This is a genomic window from Flavobacterium sp. (genome assembly GCF_046317795.1).
GTDB lineage: Bacteria > Bacteroidota > Bacteroidia > Flavobacteriales > Flavobacteriaceae > Flavobacterium.
Genome location: NZ_JBKCVI010000165.1, coordinates 1 through 19,094, shown reverse-complemented (window position 1 = coordinate 19,094; position 19,094 = coordinate 1). Strand labels below are relative to the sequence as shown.

Annotated in this window: 15 protein-coding genes and 2 pseudogenes; 12 read left to right on the top strand and 5 right to left on the bottom strand. The window is 35.6% G+C overall.

Translation table 11 applies throughout. The features are described 5' to 3' along the window. From ACK5ON_RS09930 to ACK5ON_RS09905, 6 genes are all read left to right on the top strand, one after another. Positions 1-810, top strand: an 810-nt coding sequence (locus ACK5ON_RS09930; protein WP_409822087.1) for an alpha/beta fold hydrolase, incomplete at its 5' end; no start/stop codon positions are given. Further along, entirely contained in the window at positions 807-1,445 is a 639-nt protein-coding gene (locus tag ACK5ON_RS09925; protein ID WP_409822085.1) for a hypothetical protein, read from the top strand. The genes ACK5ON_RS09930 and ACK5ON_RS09925, both read left to right, overlap by 4 nt. Before the next feature lie 413 nt (positions 1,446-1,858). Next, positions 1,859-2,488: an outer membrane beta-barrel protein gene (locus ACK5ON_RS09920; protein WP_409822083.1), complete on the top strand. Its 630-nt coding sequence runs from the start codon at positions 1,859-1,861 to the stop codon at positions 2,486-2,488. Positions 2,489-2,741: 253 nt separating this feature from the next. Beyond that, positions 2,742-4,457: an amidohydrolase gene (locus tag ACK5ON_RS09915; protein ID WP_409822081.1), complete on the top strand. Its 1,716-nt coding sequence runs from the start codon at positions 2,742-2,744 to the stop codon at positions 4,455-4,457. A gap of 18 nt (positions 4,458-4,475) precedes the next feature. Beyond that, on the top strand, positions 4,476-6,335 hold the full coding sequence (locus ACK5ON_RS09910) for an amidohydrolase (RefSeq protein ID WP_409822079.1): 1,860 nt from the start codon (positions 4,476-4,478) through the stop codon (positions 6,333-6,335). A gap of 57 nt (positions 6,336-6,392) precedes the next feature. Next, complete coding sequence (locus ACK5ON_RS09905) at positions 6,393-7,601, top strand: hypothetical protein (RefSeq protein WP_409822077.1); 1,209 nt, start codon at positions 6,393-6,395, stop codon at positions 7,599-7,601. A 298-nt stretch (positions 7,602-7,899) separates the two neighbouring features. Here ACK5ON_RS09905 and ACK5ON_RS09900 read toward each other — a convergent pair whose 3' ends face one another. Continuing rightward, the gene (locus ACK5ON_RS09900; protein ID WP_409822076.1) at positions 7,900-10,527 is read right to left on the bottom strand and encodes a valine--tRNA ligase; all 2,628 of its coding nucleotides are present in this window, start codon (positions 10,525-10,527) and stop codon (positions 7,900-7,902) included. A 588-nt stretch (positions 10,528-11,115) separates the two neighbouring features. On the opposite strand from ACK5ON_RS09900, the gene ACK5ON_RS09895 reads away from it, so the two are divergent. Then, positions 11,116-11,550, top strand: a complete 435-nt coding sequence (locus tag ACK5ON_RS09895) for a DUF1573 domain-containing protein (protein ID WP_409822074.1) — start codon at positions 11,116-11,118, stop codon at positions 11,548-11,550. Positions 11,551-11,589: 39 nt separating this feature from the next. Here the strand turns inward: ACK5ON_RS09895 and ACK5ON_RS09890 are convergent, their stop codons facing one another. After that, positions 11,590-12,924 carry an aspartyl protease family protein gene (locus tag ACK5ON_RS09890; RefSeq protein WP_409822072.1) on the bottom strand — a complete coding sequence of 445 codons (1,335 nt, stop codon included), beginning with the start codon at positions 12,922-12,924 and terminating at the stop codon, positions 11,590-11,592. A gap of 129 nt (positions 12,925-13,053) precedes the next feature. Between ACK5ON_RS09890 and ACK5ON_RS09885 the strand changes: the two genes are divergently transcribed. The 4 genes and pseudogenes from ACK5ON_RS09885 (at position 13,054) to ACK5ON_RS09870 (ending at position 15,852) form a co-directional block, all read left to right on the top strand. Next, positions 13,054-14,250, top strand: a complete 1,197-nt coding sequence (locus ACK5ON_RS09885) for a pyridoxal phosphate-dependent aminotransferase (RefSeq protein WP_409822070.1) — start codon at positions 13,054-13,056, stop codon at positions 14,248-14,250. A gap of 330 nt (positions 14,251-14,580) precedes the next feature. Continuing rightward, positions 14,581-14,847: pseudogene (locus tag ACK5ON_RS09880) on the top strand (DNA adenine methylase); the annotation flags it as partial. Between the two features lie 42 nt (positions 14,848-14,889). Then, a complete protein-coding gene (locus ACK5ON_RS09875) occupies positions 14,890-15,633 on the top strand; it encodes a hypothetical protein (RefSeq protein WP_409822068.1) in 744 nt (247 codons plus the stop codon). Between the two features lie 18 nt (positions 15,634-15,651). Continuing rightward, on the top strand, positions 15,652-15,852 hold the full coding sequence (locus ACK5ON_RS09870; protein WP_409822066.1) for a hypothetical protein: 201 nt from the start codon (positions 15,652-15,654) through the stop codon (positions 15,850-15,852). Between the two features lie 11 nt (positions 15,853-15,863). On the opposite strand, the gene ACK5ON_RS09865 is transcribed toward ACK5ON_RS09870, so the two are convergent. Continuing rightward, positions 15,864-16,343 (bottom strand): DNA N-6-adenine-methyltransferase, encoded by a 480-nt coding sequence (locus tag ACK5ON_RS09865; protein ID WP_409822064.1) that lies wholly within the window; start codon positions 16,341-16,343, stop codon positions 15,864-15,866. Between the two features lie 93 nt (positions 16,344-16,436). Between ACK5ON_RS09865 and ACK5ON_RS09860 the strand changes: the two are divergent. Next, a pseudogene (locus ACK5ON_RS09860) lies at positions 16,437-17,057 on the top strand (DNA-methyltransferase); the annotation flags it as partial. Between the two features lie 715 nt (positions 17,058-17,772). Here the strand turns inward: ACK5ON_RS09860 and ACK5ON_RS09855 are convergent. Both ACK5ON_RS09855 and ACK5ON_RS09850 read right to left on the bottom strand, forming a co-directional pair. Next, a complete protein-coding gene (locus ACK5ON_RS09855) occupies positions 17,773-18,516 on the bottom strand; it encodes a hypothetical protein (RefSeq protein WP_409822062.1) in 744 nt (247 codons plus the stop codon). A 193-nt stretch (positions 18,517-18,709) separates the two neighbouring features. After that, a partial coding sequence (locus tag ACK5ON_RS09850; RefSeq protein WP_409822060.1) for a T9SS type B sorting domain-containing protein occupies positions 18,710-19,094 on the bottom strand: 385 nt, incomplete at its 5' end.

Sequence of the window (19,094 nt, the reverse complement as noted above, 5' to 3'; positions counted from 1 at the left end):
AAATTATTAGAGGCAATTTCTCCAAAATTAGCAACTATTTTTGCTGCAAAATTATTCACGACTCCAATAAAACATAAAATTCCCAAGCGAGAATTGACAATGGATGCCAAAAGCGATAAAGAAAAAATTTGGATACCAAGTATAAAAAAAGAAATTCAAGTATATCAGTATGGCAAAGCCGAAAAGAAAATACTATTAGTTCATGGTTGGTCTGGTCGCGGCACACAATTAGTAAAAATAGCCGATGAATTATTGGAAATGGGGTTTAAAATAGTAAGTTTTGATGCACCAGCCCATGGCAAATCAAAAGGAAGCACAAGTTTAATGCCTGAATTCATCGCTTCCATTCTTGAGCTTGAAAAACAATTTGGGCCTTTCGAATTTGCCATTGGCCATTCACTTGGTGGCATGTCAATTTTAAATGCAGTAAAACAAAAACTAAACATAAAAAAAGCAGTCATTATAGGAAGTGGTGATATTATTCAAGATATTATTGAAGACTTCATAAATAAACTCCAACTAAAACCTAAGATTGCTATTATGCTAAAAAACCATTTTGAAAAAAAATATGGAGAATCTATGGAAAACTATTCTAGTCATACCGCTGCAAAAGAAGTAAAAATTCCAATTCTAATCATACACGACAAAAACGATGATGATGTTCCTGTAATAGCTGCTTATAACATTCAAAAGCACTCACCAAATAGCGAACTACTAATCACCGAAGGATGGGGACATCGAAAGATATTAGGTGAAACAAAGGTAATCGAAAAGATAAAAGAATTTATTTCAAGTTCAATACAAACATGATTTACAAAAAATTAGCACCCAATATTTATGAATGTTCTTCTTGTCCCACTCGCTGTGACGGAATTTCAAAAGGTATCTATGATTTCGAAAAAGATGTAAGTTTTTCAGAAGCCATTGAAGACAAAATAATCCGTGAAATAAACTATGCATACCCAAGTCTATTCGCCTTCAAAACCAAAAGAGAAGGTTATCCCGATATCGAAATCATATCAAAAACAAGTGTAAACAAACCTATCGCCTACATCGAAATAAAAGTTCAATCCAGAACTTTTATGTCCGTAGAAAAGTTTTTACCCAACAGCAATCTACAACCATCCGAAACTTTAGCACTCAATCTTAGCGATTTAGAACGCTATTTTAAAGTCCATCAAAACGAAAAAACACCAACATTCATTCTTTGGTGTTTAAAAAATAGAAAATGCATCAACACTGAAAACACCGATTTATATTTTCATCAAAACATCATAGAATTAGAAAAAATAAGACTAAATGACGTTACAAATTCTAGAAAATTTAAAAGAGCTACTGGCTTTGGAGATGTCGCTGACGGTATTCACAAAGGAGTTTTAGTCAATTATCATTTCAGCATTAATGAATTAATTGAAGGGATACCAGTATTAAATTCCGCCCACTAATTCGATAAATCATAAATCTGTTGCAATAAAAAAAGCCCCAAATAGAGTCTAACTTTTTGGGGCATGTCCAGTTTTCAACCCGTTGAAAAAAAATCAAAAAAAAATTTGCGAATTTGCGGTAAAGTAACCCGCTTGTTGTCATTCCGTAGAAATTTATCCCTTTTATTGTCATTACGACGAAGGAGAAATCTCATAACATCAACAACCCAATTTTATAAAATAATTTACCTTAAACCCTGCTCTGTGAAGTCTCATATCTTAACAAAGTAAACAAATAAAGGTTGTAATAACTACCAAAGTCAAGATACGTTTTTATCAAATCCCAATCATTTGTTTCAATGGGATTTTTTTATTTATTTTGTATGAATTATACGTCTATTACTATTTTAATTTTAAAAATCAACAAATTTCTTATGAAAAAATTATTGCTTACCACATCGTTACTTTTAATTACTGTTGTATCCTTAGCTCAAAACACAAAAGAAGCAAAAGAAAGTAAATTAGAGTTCGTAGCCACCGGAAAACTGGGATGGGCTAAAATAAATCAATCTGGTTTTGTGCCTTTAAATGCCAATTCTAATGCTGGCGATTTGTTATTATCCTACAAATTGGGTAAAAATTGGGGGTTATCCTCTGGGGTTAGTTTTATGGAACTAAATACTAACCTTAATCAAAATGGAGCTACGGCAAGTCTACAAAATTCCTACTTGCAGATTCCACTAAAAATAGGAGGCGATTATGTTATGTTTAACATGGATCAATCAAATTCAAAAATATTTTTAAATGTTGGTGCTGGATTTTATGCTAGCACATTGCTAAAATCAGAACTTCAAACCATTACCGGAAGTACTACTACAAAAAACTTAGGTTGGAATTTTGGTATAGTTTTTAATACCGGGGTAAAATTTTTAATTTCGGATAAAACAAGTATCGGAATTGGATTTGAAGGTCAGGGCGACATAAGTAAAATGAAAAAAGACGGTGTAGAACGAAAAGTTGAACAGCTTAATTCAATTTATTTCAGTTTTGGGTTCAAGTTTTAATAGCTACTATTGACTATTCATGAAGATTAAAAATCCTGCTTAAAGATAAGTAGGATTTTTTGTTTATTGAAAAAAAAACATAAATCATTTATTGCAAAAAAAAAAAAAAAAATCTTAATTTCGTTTTTCAGTAATCGAAAAAGTAGCATTTAAAAGTCGCAATACGTTGACTATAAACCATATTCAAAATCATGAATAAACGATATTGCCACATATGGGTTTTGAAAGTAAATTATAAAAAAACAAAACAATCATGAAACAAATCAATCTCTTCGTAATTTTTATTTCCTTTTTAGGAATAGTTAGTTGCAAAAAACAAGAAGTTACCAATCCCGCAGATGCTATTTATTTTGGCGGGGATATCATTACCATGGAAGGCAATGAGGCACAGTATGCCGAAGCTGTTGCCATAAAAAAGGGTAAGATTGTTTTTGTAGGAAGCAAATCGGAAGCAGAAAAAATGAAGGGCGATAATACGGTTATGAACGACCTGCAAGGCAAAACATTATTACCGGGTTTTATTGACTGCCATAGCCACTTATTGACGATTGCCGATGGTACGATGCAGGCCAACCTCAGTCCTGCACCGGTCGGGACTGTAGCTTCCATACCCGACATTGTTGCTGCCCTAAAAGCATTGAAAACAAAACAAAAATTCAGTGATACCAGCTTATTAATTGGCTGGGGATATGATCAGGATTTTTTAAGTGAAAAAAGACATCCCACTGCAGCCGAATTGGATGCTGCTTTTCCAACAAATCCCGTGGTATTAATTCATACATCGGGCCATATGCTGGTAGCCAACTCATTGGCTTTTAAACTGGCGGGTGTTTCAGCAGCAACAAAAGATCCTTCTGGTGGTACATTTATTCGCAAAAAAGGAAGCAACGATTTGGAAGGCCTGGTACAGGAAATGGCCATGGTGTCTTTTATGCCCTTAACCAAAACGGTATTATCAGATGAACAGGAATTTAAAAAAATAAAAGCGGCTCAGGAATATTATGCCAGTTGTGGGGTCACTACTGCGGCAGAACATTTAGTAACACCAGAAAAAATGCCTTTACTAGCAAAAGCTGCTGCTGCCAAACTGCTGTTTATCGATTTGGAAGCAGCCCCATCTTTTCAAATGGCGAAAGAGTTATTGGGAACGGGAAAAATTAAATGGGGTGTTTATAATAATTATTTGAAATATTGTGGGCTGAAAATTGCTACTGATGGCTCACCACAAGGGAAAACCGCCTTTCTTACAAAATCCTATTTAACGCCTGTACCGGGATGTAGTCACGACTGTAAGGGCTTTCCAAATCTGACACAAGAACAAATAAATGAACTGATGCTGGGTTGCTACTCCAATAAAGTGCAACTGTATTCACATTGCAATGGCGATGCCTCTATTGATATGATGATAAAAGGTCATGAGTATGCCATGCGAAAACTGAATGACAGTACTGCAGATCGACGCACTGTGATTATCCACTCCCAAATTATGCGACCCGACCAACTCGATAGTTATAAGAAATATAAAATGTTGCCAAGCTTTTTTACCAACCATACTTTCTATTGGGGCGATGTGCATATTGCCAATTTGGGAATGGAAAGAGCGAGTTTTCTTAGCCCTATGAAATCGGCAATGGATATGGATATCATTGCAACCAACCATACCGATGCCAGTGTAACCCCAATGGATCAATTGTTTTTATTGTGGACTTCGGTAAACCGAATTTCCCGTAATGGGGTTGTAGTGGGCGGAGCGCAACGAATTGATGCTTATCGTGGGTTGAAGGCACTAACCATCAACGGTGCTTATCAGTATTTCGAAGAAAATACTAAAGGCAGTTTGAAGGTGGGAAAACTGGCCGACATTGTAATATTGGATAAAAATCCTTTGAAAGTAGCACCCATAGAAATTAAGGATGTAAAAGTGGTGGAGACCATTAAAGAAGGTAAATCAATTTATAAAAAACAATAACAACTAAAAAGTCATAAAATGAAAAAATCAATTATCGCATGCTTTTTACTAGTTTTAGTTAGCTGCAAAAAACAAGAAGTTACCAATCCCGCAGATGCTATTTATTTTGGCGGAGATATCATTACCATGGAAGGCAATGAGGCAAAGTATGCCGAAGCTGTTGCCGTCAAAGAGGGCAAGATTGTTTTTGTAGGTAGCAAATCGGAAGCAGAAAAAATGAAGGGTGATAATACGGTTATGAACGACCTGCAAGGCAAAACATTGCTCCCTGGTTTTATTGATGCCCATGGGCATATGGTTTATTACGGGAAAAACCTAATGGATCAATCCTTAACTGGTGTGAAAGATATTCCGGAAATTATTAAGCGCATGCAATCGCATATTGCTCAGGTTCCTGGAGATGGATGGATTGTGGGTATGGGGTATGCTCCGCTAAAAATGAAAGAGCTTCGACATCCAACTGCGGATGAATTAGATCAAATCTCCATGGATAGACCCGTACTTATTGTTCATGCTTCGGGGCATGGCGGTTCTATGAACCATGCGCTGATGAAACTTTTACATATAGACGAAAAAACAGTTGATCCTGCCGGTGGAGAATACATTAGAGAAAAAGGCAGTAAAAAGCCCTTAGGTCCCATGGAAGAAACTGCCCTTATTGATGTAAGAAACCAACGTCCCGCATTTACAGGAGAAGCTGCTGATAAAGTAATTAAAGGAGCGAGTGAGTTTTGGGTTAGTAATGGACAAACCACCGCTATGGAATGCGGATTGGGTTTAGGGGCAGACGATATTTCTATTGTTGAAAATGCCATAGAAAAGAAAATATTGCCTATAGATTTGGTGGTTTTTTCTAAAGAATCTGCAACGGATGATGTCGTTAATGCTGCGTATGGAGTTAGCGAATCCTATTCACCTAAGTCAACTAAAAATGCAACCAAATTACTTAGCAAGCGTGTTGACTTAGATAAGCGATATATAAATCGAGTAAGATTGGGGGGAATAAAATTATGGTTAGATGGAAATCCGGTTATGGCCTGGATGTCTGAAGCATATGCCACTCCTCCGCCCGGAAGAGAGCCCGGCTTTAAAGGATATGGACAGATTCCGGATTCACTAATTTTTTCGTTTTTTGACAAGTATTGGAAAACCAATATGCAAATCAATATGCATGTGATGGGTGATGAGGCAATTGAGCAGGCGTTGAGGGCTATTGAAGCTGCCATTAAAAAACATGGCATGAGCGATCATAGGCCGGTTTTTGTTCATTGTGGTTATGCAAGGCCCGATCAAATTGCCCGAATGAAAGCAGTGGGTGCAATCCCGTCTTTCTTATCTTTTGGCTTATATGGACAGGGAGATGAGATAGAAATAATTTGGGGAACAAAACGTGCCTCCAATGGGATGGCAGCACAGTCTATGCTAAAAGCCGGCGTTCCTTTCACGCTTTCTCATGATGCGCCAATTACTCCACCTATGATAATGCCCCTGATATCTGTAGCCGTGAATAGAATAACAAGTTCCGGAAAAGTGTTAGGTGCCGATCAGCGAATTTCTCCCTATCAGGCACTGCAAGCAGTTACCTCAGCCGCTGCTTATCAAATTAAGGAAGAAAAAAGCAAAGGAACCCTTCAAGCCGGTAAATTGGCTGATTTTGTTATTCTAGATAATAATCCCCTCAAAGTAACTCCTGCAAAAATTACAGATATTAATGTGGTTCAAACCATCAAAGAAGGAAAGTCTATTTTTAAGCTAAGTTCCCCTAGGGCTTATACCCCGGTTAGCATGAGCGATCATCACCACGAAACCGGCCAACAAAAGCCATTAAGTAAAAGCCAACAAAAAATAGTAGCTAGATTAGTACAAAGTGCTCAATAAAAGTTTTGATTATATTTTTGAAAATTAAAAAAATCAATCATACATGCTAACATTGTTATGAAAAAAAATATAATTATTTACTTCTTCTTGGTCGCTTGGTTCAAACACGGATTTTCACAAACTCCTAAGCCCATTTTCAGCTTAGCAAATAGTTCGGTAAATGTTTATTTTGGGGCAAACTTAAAAACAACGATGCTGCTTACTAATCGTAGACCAGCTCCAAGCACTGGAACAGCTTATTTGCTTTTACCAAAAGATGCTACAGGGGTAGAAGGAACCTTTGATCTCAATGCCCGTGCTAGTACCATTTATCTGGCTGCCGACGGACCTCAAATGGGTTCATTTAAGTTGGGTACAAAAATGGTTTTTTATGTTATTCGCGATTTGTCAGATCCTGCTTATGGCTTGTTACCCGCTATGATGTATGTGGATATGAAGAATGATCAGTGGAGGTTTGCAGTGGGCCAACAGGTAGATGTTTTTTCCGAGCGAATACCTAATATGATTGATGGGTATTTTGCCCTCGCCTCTTCGGGGTGTGTAGGCAATAGCTCAAGAGGACAGCTTCGGGCCACCCGATTTATTGAAACGGGAAAAAACAGTAAACTCTCTATTACACTCGCCGCTTCTCAGCCAGTTTCAACTTACTTTTCTAAAGACCTCCGAAACAATTCCGAAAACAATGGCGTTCCTAATTTAGAGTGGGCTGTTAAGTATGAAACCAAAAAAGATGATAATGCCTGGGTACCCTTCAACGCATTTGAATTAGCTATTTCGGGTATAACAGGTAGTTATAGAGTATTTAAAAATGAAACCCTCGGGGGAGTTATAGTAAATACCCGTATAAATAAACCTCAGGTAAATGGAATATGCGGTGAGTATGCTCTTCGTTTAGGAAAGCGATTCGGGATTCAGGGAGAAGTATATGCCGGTCAAGCCCTTGGCAACTATCTGGGAACTATACTGCAAACTACTAAAGGTGATAACGACAATGAAATCCGTAGTAAGGGATTTTGGACAGAGGCCACCTATTTCTGGCAAAAAAATCTACAAAGCCGGTTCGGATATGGACAAGATGAATGTAATAAGCAAGATTTAATGGGAGCTGGCGTTTGGAAAAACAGCACCTATTTTGGTAATGTTATTTGGGAGGTTAATAAAACGGTATCAACCGGAATTGAGCTAACCCATAAGTCTACTCAATACTTAGGGCTAAACGATAATCAAGGGGTGACGTTTATGTGGATGTATCAGTATTCGTTTTAATATTGAAATAGAAAACTATTGACCCCAAAAGATATTCAGATTATAGAAACCAGTAAAGAGGGTAAATGAATTTATAAAGAAACAATAAACAAATATTCAGGAAACTCTTTTTTATCAAAAGTGGCGGTTCATTGCTAACTTAGACTTATTTATGATTAGAAAACCACCTTCGCGTTCCTCGAAAACATTGACAGTCAATTATTAAACCAAAAAAAAGTGTTGTCTACCAAAATTATTAAAGAATAAAAAAAGGCATTTCAATTGAAGTGCCTTTTATACTAGTATCAAGAGTTTCTCATTATTGCAAACTAGCCAAACTCTGCTCTATAGTAGCAATCAATGCTAGAGAATCGGCTTCTTTTTTACGTTCGTTTGCTATCACTTGTGGTGGTGCACCAGCTACAAATTTCTCATTGGCAAGTTTGCTTTGCACGCTTTTCAGAAAACCTTGAGTGTATACCAACTCTTCGGTAAGCTTAGCAATCTCGGCAGGAATATCAATGTTGCCAGAAACCGGAATAAAATATTCGTTGGCGTTTACTCTATAGGTTAATGCACCATCAATCTTATCAGTGATGTATTCTAAAGAAGTGATGTTGCCCAGTTTCATAATTACACAATCAAAATAGGAACTTACTTTTTCGTTATTCACCACTTTCAAATCTATCGGCTCTTTCATCGGAATGTTTTTGTCTTTACGGACGGTTCTCACACCAGCAATAACTTCGGTAGCAAAATCGAAATCAGCAATTAATTTGGCGTTAAAAGAAGTTACTTTTGGATATTCAGCAATGATTAAAGCTTGTTCTGGAGTTCTCTCGGCAATATGTTGCCAAATTTCTTCGGTTAAGAATGGCATGAATGGATGCAACAGTTTCAAGTTGGCTTCAAGCATTTCTATCGCTTTATCAAAAGTCGCACGGTCAATCGGTTGTTGGTATCCGGGTTTTATTATTTCCAAGAACCACGAACAGAAATCATCCCAAACCAATTTATAAATACTCATCAATGCATCTGATAATCGGTATTTTTCGAAATGGTCTTCTATCTCTACTAAGGTTTGTTGCAATTTAGCTTCATACCATGCTATAGCGACTTTAGCACTTTCGGGTTGAGGAATATCAGCCACTTCCCATCCTTTGATTAATCTAAAGGCGTTCCAGATTTTATTGGCAAATGCTTTTCCGTTGTTACACAATTCTTCATCGAACATGATGTCGTTTCCTGCTGAAGCACTCAAAAGTAATCCAACACGAACACCATCAGCACCAAATTTAGTTATTAAGTCAAGAGGGTCAGGAGAATTCCCCAATTGTTTTGACATTTTACGACGTTGCTTGTCGCGAACCAATCCAGTTAGATACACATTGCTAAACGGTTTTTGACCCGTGTATTCATAACCTGCAATAATCATACGTGCTACCCAAAAGAATAAAATATCGGGTCCAGTAACCAAATCATTCGTTGGATAATAGTATTTAAAATCTTCGTTTTCAGGATCAGTGATACCACCAAAAACGGCTATTGGCCATAACCAGGAAGAGAACCAAGTGTCGAGTGCGTCTTCGTCTTGTTTCAGGTTGCGGGTTTCGAGTTGCGGGTTTTGAGTTTTTATCCTTGCAAGCTCGAGCGCTGTTTCGATGTTTTCGGCGACTACGAAATCTTCTTTGCTTTCTCCATAATAGTAAGCCGGAATTTGTTGTCCCCACCACAATTGGCGTGAAATATTCCAGTCGCGGATGTTTTCCAACCAATGACGGTAGGTATTGTCAAAACGGGACGGATAAAGCTTGATTTCTTTGGTTTCCAATACCGCTTTGATGGCAGGTTTTACCAAATCTTCCATACGCAAGAACCATTGGTCAGACAAACGTGGTTCGATAACCGCTTTGGTTCTTTCGGAGGTGCCTACTTTGTTGATATGATTTTCTATTTTTTCAAGCGCATTAATATCGTCTAGCTCTTTCGCGATTTCTTCTCTTACCACAAAGCGGTCTTTGCCTTGATAGTGCAATCCAAAACTATTCAGTGTAGCATCATCATTAAAGATATCGATGATTTCAAGCTGGTGTTTTTCGCCTAATGCTTTGTCGTTAATATCGTGCGCAGGGGTTACTTTTAGACTTCCAGTTCCAAATTCTATATCAATATATTCATCAAAAACAATAGGAACTTCTCGGTTGCAAATGGGGACTATGGCTATTTTTCCTTTCAGGTGCTGATAGCGTTCGTCATTTGGATGAAAACACAAAGCCGTATCACCAAAAATAGTTTCAGGTCTAGTAGTTGCTACTGTAACAAACTCGTTGGAGTCTTTAATTCTATATTTTACATAAAATAATTTTCCTTGCCGCTCTTCATAAATAACTTCCTCATCCGACAATGTTGTCTTGGCTTCAGGATCCCAATTGACCATGCGATACCCACGATAAATTTGCCCTTTATTATACAAATCCACAAAAGAATGAATTACTGAGGCAGACATGTCAGCATCCATCGTGAACTTGGTTCTCTCCCAATCACAAGAACAGCCCAATTGTTTTAATTGTTCCAAAATTGTTCCACCATATTTGTTGGTCCAATCCCAAGCATGTTTTAGGAATTCCTCTCGAGTCAAATCGTTTTTGTTGATACCTTCGCTTTTCAACTTAGCTACTACCTTTGCCTCTGTTGCAATAGAAGCGTGATCGGTGCCTGGAACCCAACAGGCATTGAAACCTTTTAAACGTGCTCGTCGAATTAACACATCCTGAATGGTGTTATTCAGCATATGTCCCATGTGAAGCACACCGGTCACATTAGGTGGTGGAATGGTAATGGTATAAGACGTTCTATGGTCGGGTTTGGAATGAAAATAGTTGTTTTCCATCCAGTAATCGTACCATTTTTTCTCTACTTCGGAGGCATTGAATTGGGCGGGAATCATATAATGTTAGATATAAGATTTTAGATATTTGATATTTGATATTTGATATTTGATGTTAGATATTTGATGTTAGATATTTGATATTTGATATTTGATATTTGATATTTGATATTAGATTTTAGATTTTAGATATTTGATATTAGATATTTAGATTTTTGAAATTGTTATTGTTATTGCAATTGATTTTTGAAATTGTTATTGCTATTGCAATTGATTTTTGATATTGTTATTGCTATTGCAATTGATTTTTGAAATTGTTATTACTATTGCAATTGATTTTTGAAATTGTAATTGCTATTGCTATTTAATTTGCTTTTGCTATTGATTTTGCAATTGAATTTTCTATTGGCATTACTTTTGTAAACTTAAGTGCAAAAGTAATTAATAAAGACTTTAGAAAAAATTAAGAAGTATTTTTTTGTGTTTTAATTTAAAGGGAGTATTTTTACTCAACCAAATAAAGAATTTGACCTATGAAATCGCCACTAACAACTTGTTTGTTGCAAACAAACACCTATAAAAAAAAGGCGATACCACCTGCCTGTCGGCAGACAAGTATATGACCTCTAACAAATACAATTTACATATATGAAAAAAGTTTTACTCATTACGGCAATCCTTATAAATGCTGCGGTTTTCGCCCAAGTTGGACCGAAAATTGAGTTTAAGGATAAAGACAATACTATTGATTATGGAAAGGTGAATAAAGAGGATGACAATGGTGTGCGTTCTTTTGAGTTCACCAACACGGGTGATGAACCTTTGATTATCAGCAATGTGCAATCGACCTGTGGTTGTACGGTTCCATCAAAACCAACAGAGCCAATTGCTCCCGGTAAAACGGGAAAAATTGAGGTAAAGTACAATATGAATCCAGGACCAATCAGAAAAACGATTACTGTTGAGACGAATGCTGTCAATGCCGAAGAAGGTCGTGTGGTTTTGAAAATTAAAGGAGAAGTCATTGCAAAACCTGTAGAAAATCTTTTGGAGAAAAAAACTAACAGTCCGATGATGCAATAAATGAAAGTCCTCTCGTTCCAAAAAACATGAGGACTTTTTTTATAGTATCTTTTTCAATTGGAATTTAAAAGTATAGACTTTCGAACTTCTTTCTATTACTATTTCAATTGTTTTTCCTTCTTCCGATTTGAGGATTTCATTAATTTTTTCGATAGAAAGTGTGTGCGCTTTTTGTTTGTTAATGGCAATGATTTTGTCCTTTGCACTTAATCCAGCTTGCGCGGCTGGCGAATCTGCCCTTACATTGTAAATTCTAAAAACAGGTTTAAGCTCAAATTTTATTTTTAGATTGTCTTGAACACGGATATCTGAGGTATACCCGTTGTAAAATGTCTGGCCTTTGCTTTGATTATCTTCATAGGTTTCCTTCACCCATTCTAGTCCGTCGTGTTGTACTTCAATACCACTCATGTTGTAGTTGAATGGCTCGTTACATTTTGAATTGGGTTTTGAATACAATTTCCCATTGGGATAATCAAAAACAATTTGAAATCTCGAAAGTATTTCTCCTCCAATAGAACCCGCACGGTCTTTTACAAAATTGAGACTTTTGATGGAAGTCGAATCGGGAAAAGTTCCAATTCCGTTTTCAAAAGTTGTACTCCCAAAAGTAAAACTTGGAATTCTTGCTCTTTGCCCATAAACATTACCACTAAAACCTCTTCCTAAGAAGTCTTGAATGGTTTTTGGAGGCAATTGCAATTGAGTTGGCTTGTTTAAAAACAACCATAAAGCATCGCTATTTCCTGTATCGAGTAACATTTTTGAAGGATAACTTAAAGTTGTTGTAGTTACATTGGAAACATAGTAGGGTTTGTTTTCTTCAATAGCAATAGAGTCTTTTTTAAAGTTGCGCATCAGTTTTTTGGAGAGCTTTTTATTGTCGGCGGAATACACAATTATCTTTTTTCTTTCATAGTCAATTTCGGTGGGATGACTCTTAAAAAAATGATACCCAATAATGCCATTAACCGGAATTCCAACTTGAGAAGAGAAATTAAATTCTTGATCTAGAATCAAATAAATTTCATGTTCGTCATCAACATAACCGTTGACTTCCATTTTGTTTTCTGACGATTTATAAGCTTCAACTGCATCATTACTTCCCAAACCTTTCAAATTAATTTTTTGAAGATGAAATAAACTTACCTGTTGTTTATCATCTAAACTAAAAAGAATAGTTTGTTCAACACCAGTATCCAAAAGAAAAGTAAGCGTCTCTCCATTTACTTTAATGGGTATAAAAATGAGATTATTAATCAGTTTAAACGGAATAACAATCCTCTTCTTGTTGTTTGCTAATTGAAAATTGGATTGGCTATAACTAGTCAAATAGGTAAAGAAACATAAGTATAGCGCAAATACAAATCTCATAGGTGGCGATTTTTTATAAATTTAATAAAAAAGAATAATCTTAAACTATTTTTTAACAATTGTTAAAATAAAAAAGAGATTGTTTTCAAACTAAAAAAGTCGCAAATTTGCACCACTAATAATTACACCATGCCAAAGATATCATTGAAAGGTCAGCAAATGCCTGAATCACCCATTAGAAAATTGGTTCCTTATTCCGAAATTGCCAAAAAGAAAGGTCATAAAGTCTATCATTTAAATATTGGTCAACCCGATATAAAAACCCCACAAGTGGCACTTGATGCTGTAAAAAATGCAGATATCAAAGTGTTAGAATACAGTCACTCCGCAGGGTTTGAAAGCTACAGAACAAAACTATCTGCTTATTACAAAGCACATGGTTTGCCAATAGAGGTAGCCGATATCATTATCACGACTGGTGGGTCTGAAGCGCTGCTTTTTGCTATGGGAAGCACTATGGATGTGGGTGATGAAATTATCATTCCCGAACCTTTTTATGCCAATTACAATGGATTTTCAACAGCTTCAGGAGTAAAAGTGGTTCCTGTCATTTCAACCATTGATGAAGGATTTACCTTGCCACCTATTGCCGCTTTTGAAAAATTGATTACGCCAAAAACAAAGGCAATCTTGATATGTAATCCTGGTAATCCAACCGGATATTTATACTCTCACGATGAAATCATGCAACTAGCAGCACTAGTTAAGAAACACGATTTGTTTCTCATTGCTGATGAAGTGTACAGAGAATTTATTTATGATGAAAATGACAAACATTACTCTGTAATGAATGTTCCCGGATTAGAAGAACATGCTATCATGATTGACTCTGTTTCCAAAAGATACAGCATGTGTGGTGCTCGAATCGGTTGTATTGTTTCAAAAAACAAAGATGTAATGGCAACCGCTATGAAATTTGCACAAGCGAGATTAAGTCCGCCAACGTATGCTCAAATTGCCAGTGAAGCAGCATTGGAAACACCTCAAAGCTATTTTAATGATGTTATTGCCGAGTATAAAGAACGTAGAGATACCCTAGTTGCTGAATTACAAAAAATTGAAGGCGTAAAAGTGGCTACCCCAAAAGGCGCTTTTTATTGCATAGCCCAATTGCCTGTAAAAAATGCGGATGATTTTGCCCAATGGCTATTAGAAACGTATGATAATAATGGAGAAACGGTTATGGTAGCACCCGCTGCCGGTTTTTATTCCACACCTAATGTTGGGTTGGATGAAGTGCGCATTGCTTATGTTTTGAAAAAAGAGGATTTAATTCGCTCAGTAGACATCTTGAAAGAAGCGCTGAAAGTGTATAACCAAAAGTAAGTTACTGTTTACTGTTTATACTAAGAAAGTCATGTAGAGGAAGTAAAAATGATATCCCTTAATTTGTCATGCCGTCTCGTCTTTTGGACGAGAGAGGCATCTCATCAAATTAGTCACAAAAAAAACGAAAGACCATAATCTATCGCTTTGTCATTCCCGCGCAGGCGAGAACAATCCTTTTATCATTCCCGCGCAGGCGGTAACACTCCTTTTGTCATTCCCGCGAAGGCGGGTATCTCATCAAACTAGAGAAGACTGTTAATTAATTTATTGCTACTCCTATACTTTTATAACAACTATTGTTATATTAGCAAAAGAATTAAAAATAGTATGCAAGCAAAACCATTTTTAAAATGGGCTGGTGGAAAAAGCCAACTGATTAACGATATTAAAAACGCTTTACCTAAAGATTTTACATCTCAAAAGTTTACCTATGTGGAGCCATTTGTTGGGAGTGGTGCTGTTTTGTTTTGGATATTGGAAAACTTTCCAAATGTTGAAAAAGCAGTTATTAACGATATTAATGCCGATTTGACCAATACCTATGAAGTCATTGCAGCAAAACCAGAAAAGTTGATACCTCTTACAGAAAAAATCTAGAAAAATAAATTCATCTAATATTATAAAAGAGTAGCATAAATGAAACAGCACGAAGCCGTTATTTTAACACTAGAAAAACTTGGAGGTGTTGCTACACTTGGCCAATTAAACCAAGATGTATTTAAAATATCCGATTGTATATGGAAAACAAAGACACCTTTTGCAAGTATAAGAAGAATTGTGCAATTAGATAAAAACATCTATAAAATTAAACCAGGATTATATGGGTTAACAAAGTTTAAATCCGAAAATGAAAGTAAAGGAATTATTCAAGAAACAGAAATGAATAAAAATTCCAAAGAAGTTATTGATTTTAATCATTCTTATTTTCAGGGACTTCTTATAACTGTTGGGAATTTAAAAGGATTAAAAACATTCATACCAAATCAAGATAAAAACAAGTTATTTCTAAATGAAAAGTTAGCAGATATTAGAACTTTAAATGAAATTCCTCAATTTTCATATTCTAAATTGGTACAAAGAAGCTCAACCATAGATGTCATTTGGTTTAATGATAGAGAAATGCCTCATTCTTTTTTTGAAGTTGAACATTCTACAGATATCCAAAACTCATTATTAAAGTTTAACGACCTTCAAGATTTTCATTCTCGAATGGTTATAGTCGCTGATAATAAAAGAAAAGATGAATATTTAAAAAAAATAAAATATTCCTCATTCACTGATTTAAATAAAGAAAATAGAGTTTCATTTATGGATTATGAAACATTAAGTAGGCAATATGAAAGCATTATCGAACAACAACAGTATAATTTTTTGTTGTAAATTAAAAAAAAGATAAAAATGAAAAAATACATATTTATAACACCAGAAGGCAATACAACCTCACCCAACGGAGATGAAATTGAAAATATGCAAGTAATAGGTATTGTTGAAGAAGTTACAAACGAAAACGAAGCGTTGAAAAAATTATTGATTGAAAACGCATGGATTTTAGATAGTGAATTTAATGTCGCGGAATTTATTTGTTACCAAATATTATAATTTCTAAATAATTATTTCAATGCCAAAAATCTCCCATCAATACCACAATCTTTTAGCACATTGGCATTCTCCTTCCCGTAAGCTATAAATACACTTGGTGCGCCCGGAGTTCCACCTTGTACCCCAGAAACATGATAAAACTTTATTCTCCCTTTAACAAACAGAATAGCATCAGCATCATTCCAAATATGCTCAAAAAAACATTTGGTTTCCGTTCTTGCAAAAATCAAAGCAATACCATTGCCGTGAAACTTTAATTTCTCCAACCACAATTCCATACCTCTGCCATAAGGCGGATTTAAATAAACCCTCCCAAACCATTCCTTAGCAAGACCATCATCAAGTGTGGTAAAGTTAGTTGTCGCATGTACAAAGGGTGCATTAATTGGACTACATGGGTCTAAATCAAATTTACCTAATTTTATTACTAATTCAGGTGGAGTTAGCCATTCTATGGTAGTGTTTTTTGAGCGTTCAAAAGTTGTATCCATTATTGACTTATTTATTTCTTCAAAGAAATTAATAAAAATAATACTATACAACACACAATAAGTGTGATATAGTTAAATTTCATCCCTGCCAAAAAAAGCGCTTGGGACAAATCAGAAGGATTTGATTATATCAATGATTTTAATCGTACTTGGTTAAAATTGGTTAGAGAGAAACTAAAAGACAATGGTACCATTTGGATAAGTGGAACCTATCATAATATTTTTTCGATTGGGCAATTGTTGCAAGAGTTGGATTTTAAAATTCTCAACGTAATCACTTGGGAAAAGAACAATCCACCGCCCAATTTCTCGTGTCGGTTCTTTACCCATTCCGCCGAGTTAATAATTTGGGCGCGCAAAAAAGAGAAAGTACCACACTACTATAATTATGAGTTGATGAAACAACTTAACGGCGACAAACAGATGAAAGATGTTTGGAAACTTCCAGCCATTGCTAAATGGGAAAAAACGTGTGGCAAACACCCAACTCAAAAACCTTTATCGGTTTTAACACGCATCATCTTAGCTTCTACAAAACCTAATGCATGGATATTAGACCCTTTTGCAGGAAGTTCCACCACAGGTATTGCTGCCAATCTTGCTAACAGACGTTATTTAGGTATCGATATGGAAGCAGAATTTCTAGAAATCAGTAAAAACCGAAAACTGGAAATTGAAAATGTAACTATAGCTGAGTCGTATCGTAAAAAAATAAATGGTTTTGAAACTAAAAAGCAGTTAGAACTTTATTTAACAGAAGAACCAAAACCCAAAGAACGTTTAGTCTTAGGATATATGAGAAGCATCGATTTAAAGAAATTAACACAGCTTGACACGTTCTATTTTCATGCTACCGACAAACAAAATAATTTTCTTGACTTTCCGTACGATTTATATAACGCAAAGAAATTAGTCATTTATTCAGGCGGTAGAGCCAAACCTTTTTATCTAACTTCTTATTATGGAGAAATAGAATCTATCAAACACAAACACAAGTCTAAAATAAAAGGAAAAGAAAAATCGAAAACAGCATATTATTTTGAAATTAAACTGAAAGATACCTTCACTGAAGATATTTGTATTGAAAATAACATGAAAATAAAAAACTGGATAAATGAATACAAATCCGAATATGAATTGAATAAAGTAGATTACTTGCCAATCTTAACTTTTACAGAGAATGTTTTTTAAATAAGAATTTTGCCTATTCTTCTTTTCTAGCTTTAACCACTACCATAACTATACCGTACCTACGGCACTTAAAAAAACTGCTATAAATATACTAGCCATATACCGTTCCTAACGGAACTAAATAAATCCTTACAATCCCAAAATCATGGAAAAAAACGAATATGATTTGTGTTAATTTGTGTAACCTGCCTGTCGGCAGACATGTCCGTGGCAAAAAAAATACAAACTAATAATAACCTTAGGAAACTAAAGTAACCCCCACATTCCCATCCTCTTTCAATACATACTTCACCCCATTAATTTCTTGATAAAAAGTTACACCAACAAAAGCAAATCGCTGCAACCCAACATCAGGCAAAACTTCAGGAAATAAAGAAAAATCAGTTACAACCACATTCTTTTCAAACACCACAGTTCTTCCTATAAACATCTTGTAAATTTTCAAGTCAAAATCCACTCCCAAAACCCCCAATTGCAACTCCACATGCGTTGCATTTTTAGGAAAACAAACCTTAGAAATATCAAAATCCATCACACTATATACACAAGTTACAGCATCATAACTAGCATTCATAGGCACCACAACAGCAACATCACATTTAGGTGTAAACTTAAATTCCTTAAACAATTGTAACCCTTTAGACGTAACAATACCTTTACCCACTTCTCGAGAACCTCTCACAGAGCTACTATCACAATCCTTAATCCTTTGAAACAGTTGCATCATCCTACCGTGCAAAGTAGTTTCTTTATAATATTTCAAAAAAGGAAAAAGAGCTATTCTAAATTCTTTCTTCACACTAGAACAATGCCCAAACTCCGAGTTATTTTCCCTAACACGAAACATACTTGGCTTTGTCTTTATCGCTTTTCCATTAAAACCACCACCCGCTTTTCGAGCTACAGCTTTACCCTTTCTATAATAAAAATTAATGTCTCCAAGTGTTCCTGTAAGTGATATAATTCCTTTTTGTGTTGCCATCTTTCTTTACTTTTAATAGATGTAAATATACTGCATTCTTATTATATATACCGTATATATGTCGTATATATACCGTATGTATATCGTATATTATTGTTTTAAGATACGTATGAAGTCTCTCTCTGCTTACTGTTTGCTCCAATAAAAAACCCATCTACACTTGGTGGATGGGTTTTTCTGTCTTGTTGTTCTCTTATCTCTTCATTGCAAAATGGGCTTTAAATTGTTTGGCTACGTTTTGTTCGAGATAATCCACAGTAAACCAATAATCATCTGATGGCAATTGTTGTCCGTTGTACGTTCCATCCCAACCTTGTCCTGTGGAACTGAGTTGTTTGATTAGTTTGCCATAGCGGTCAAAGATGTATATCTTGGCGTTAGGTTGTCCACCTAAACCTTTAATATTCCATGTATCATTATAACCGTCGCCATTGGGTGTGAAATAATATGGGTAATCGATGATTTGAACGTCTTCTATAACGAGTTCCTCACAGCTGTAATCGCCTCCTTCGGTATCCCAAACATGGATTACGTGTGTGCCTAATGATACGCCTTCAAAAATATTGCTCTCTTGTCGT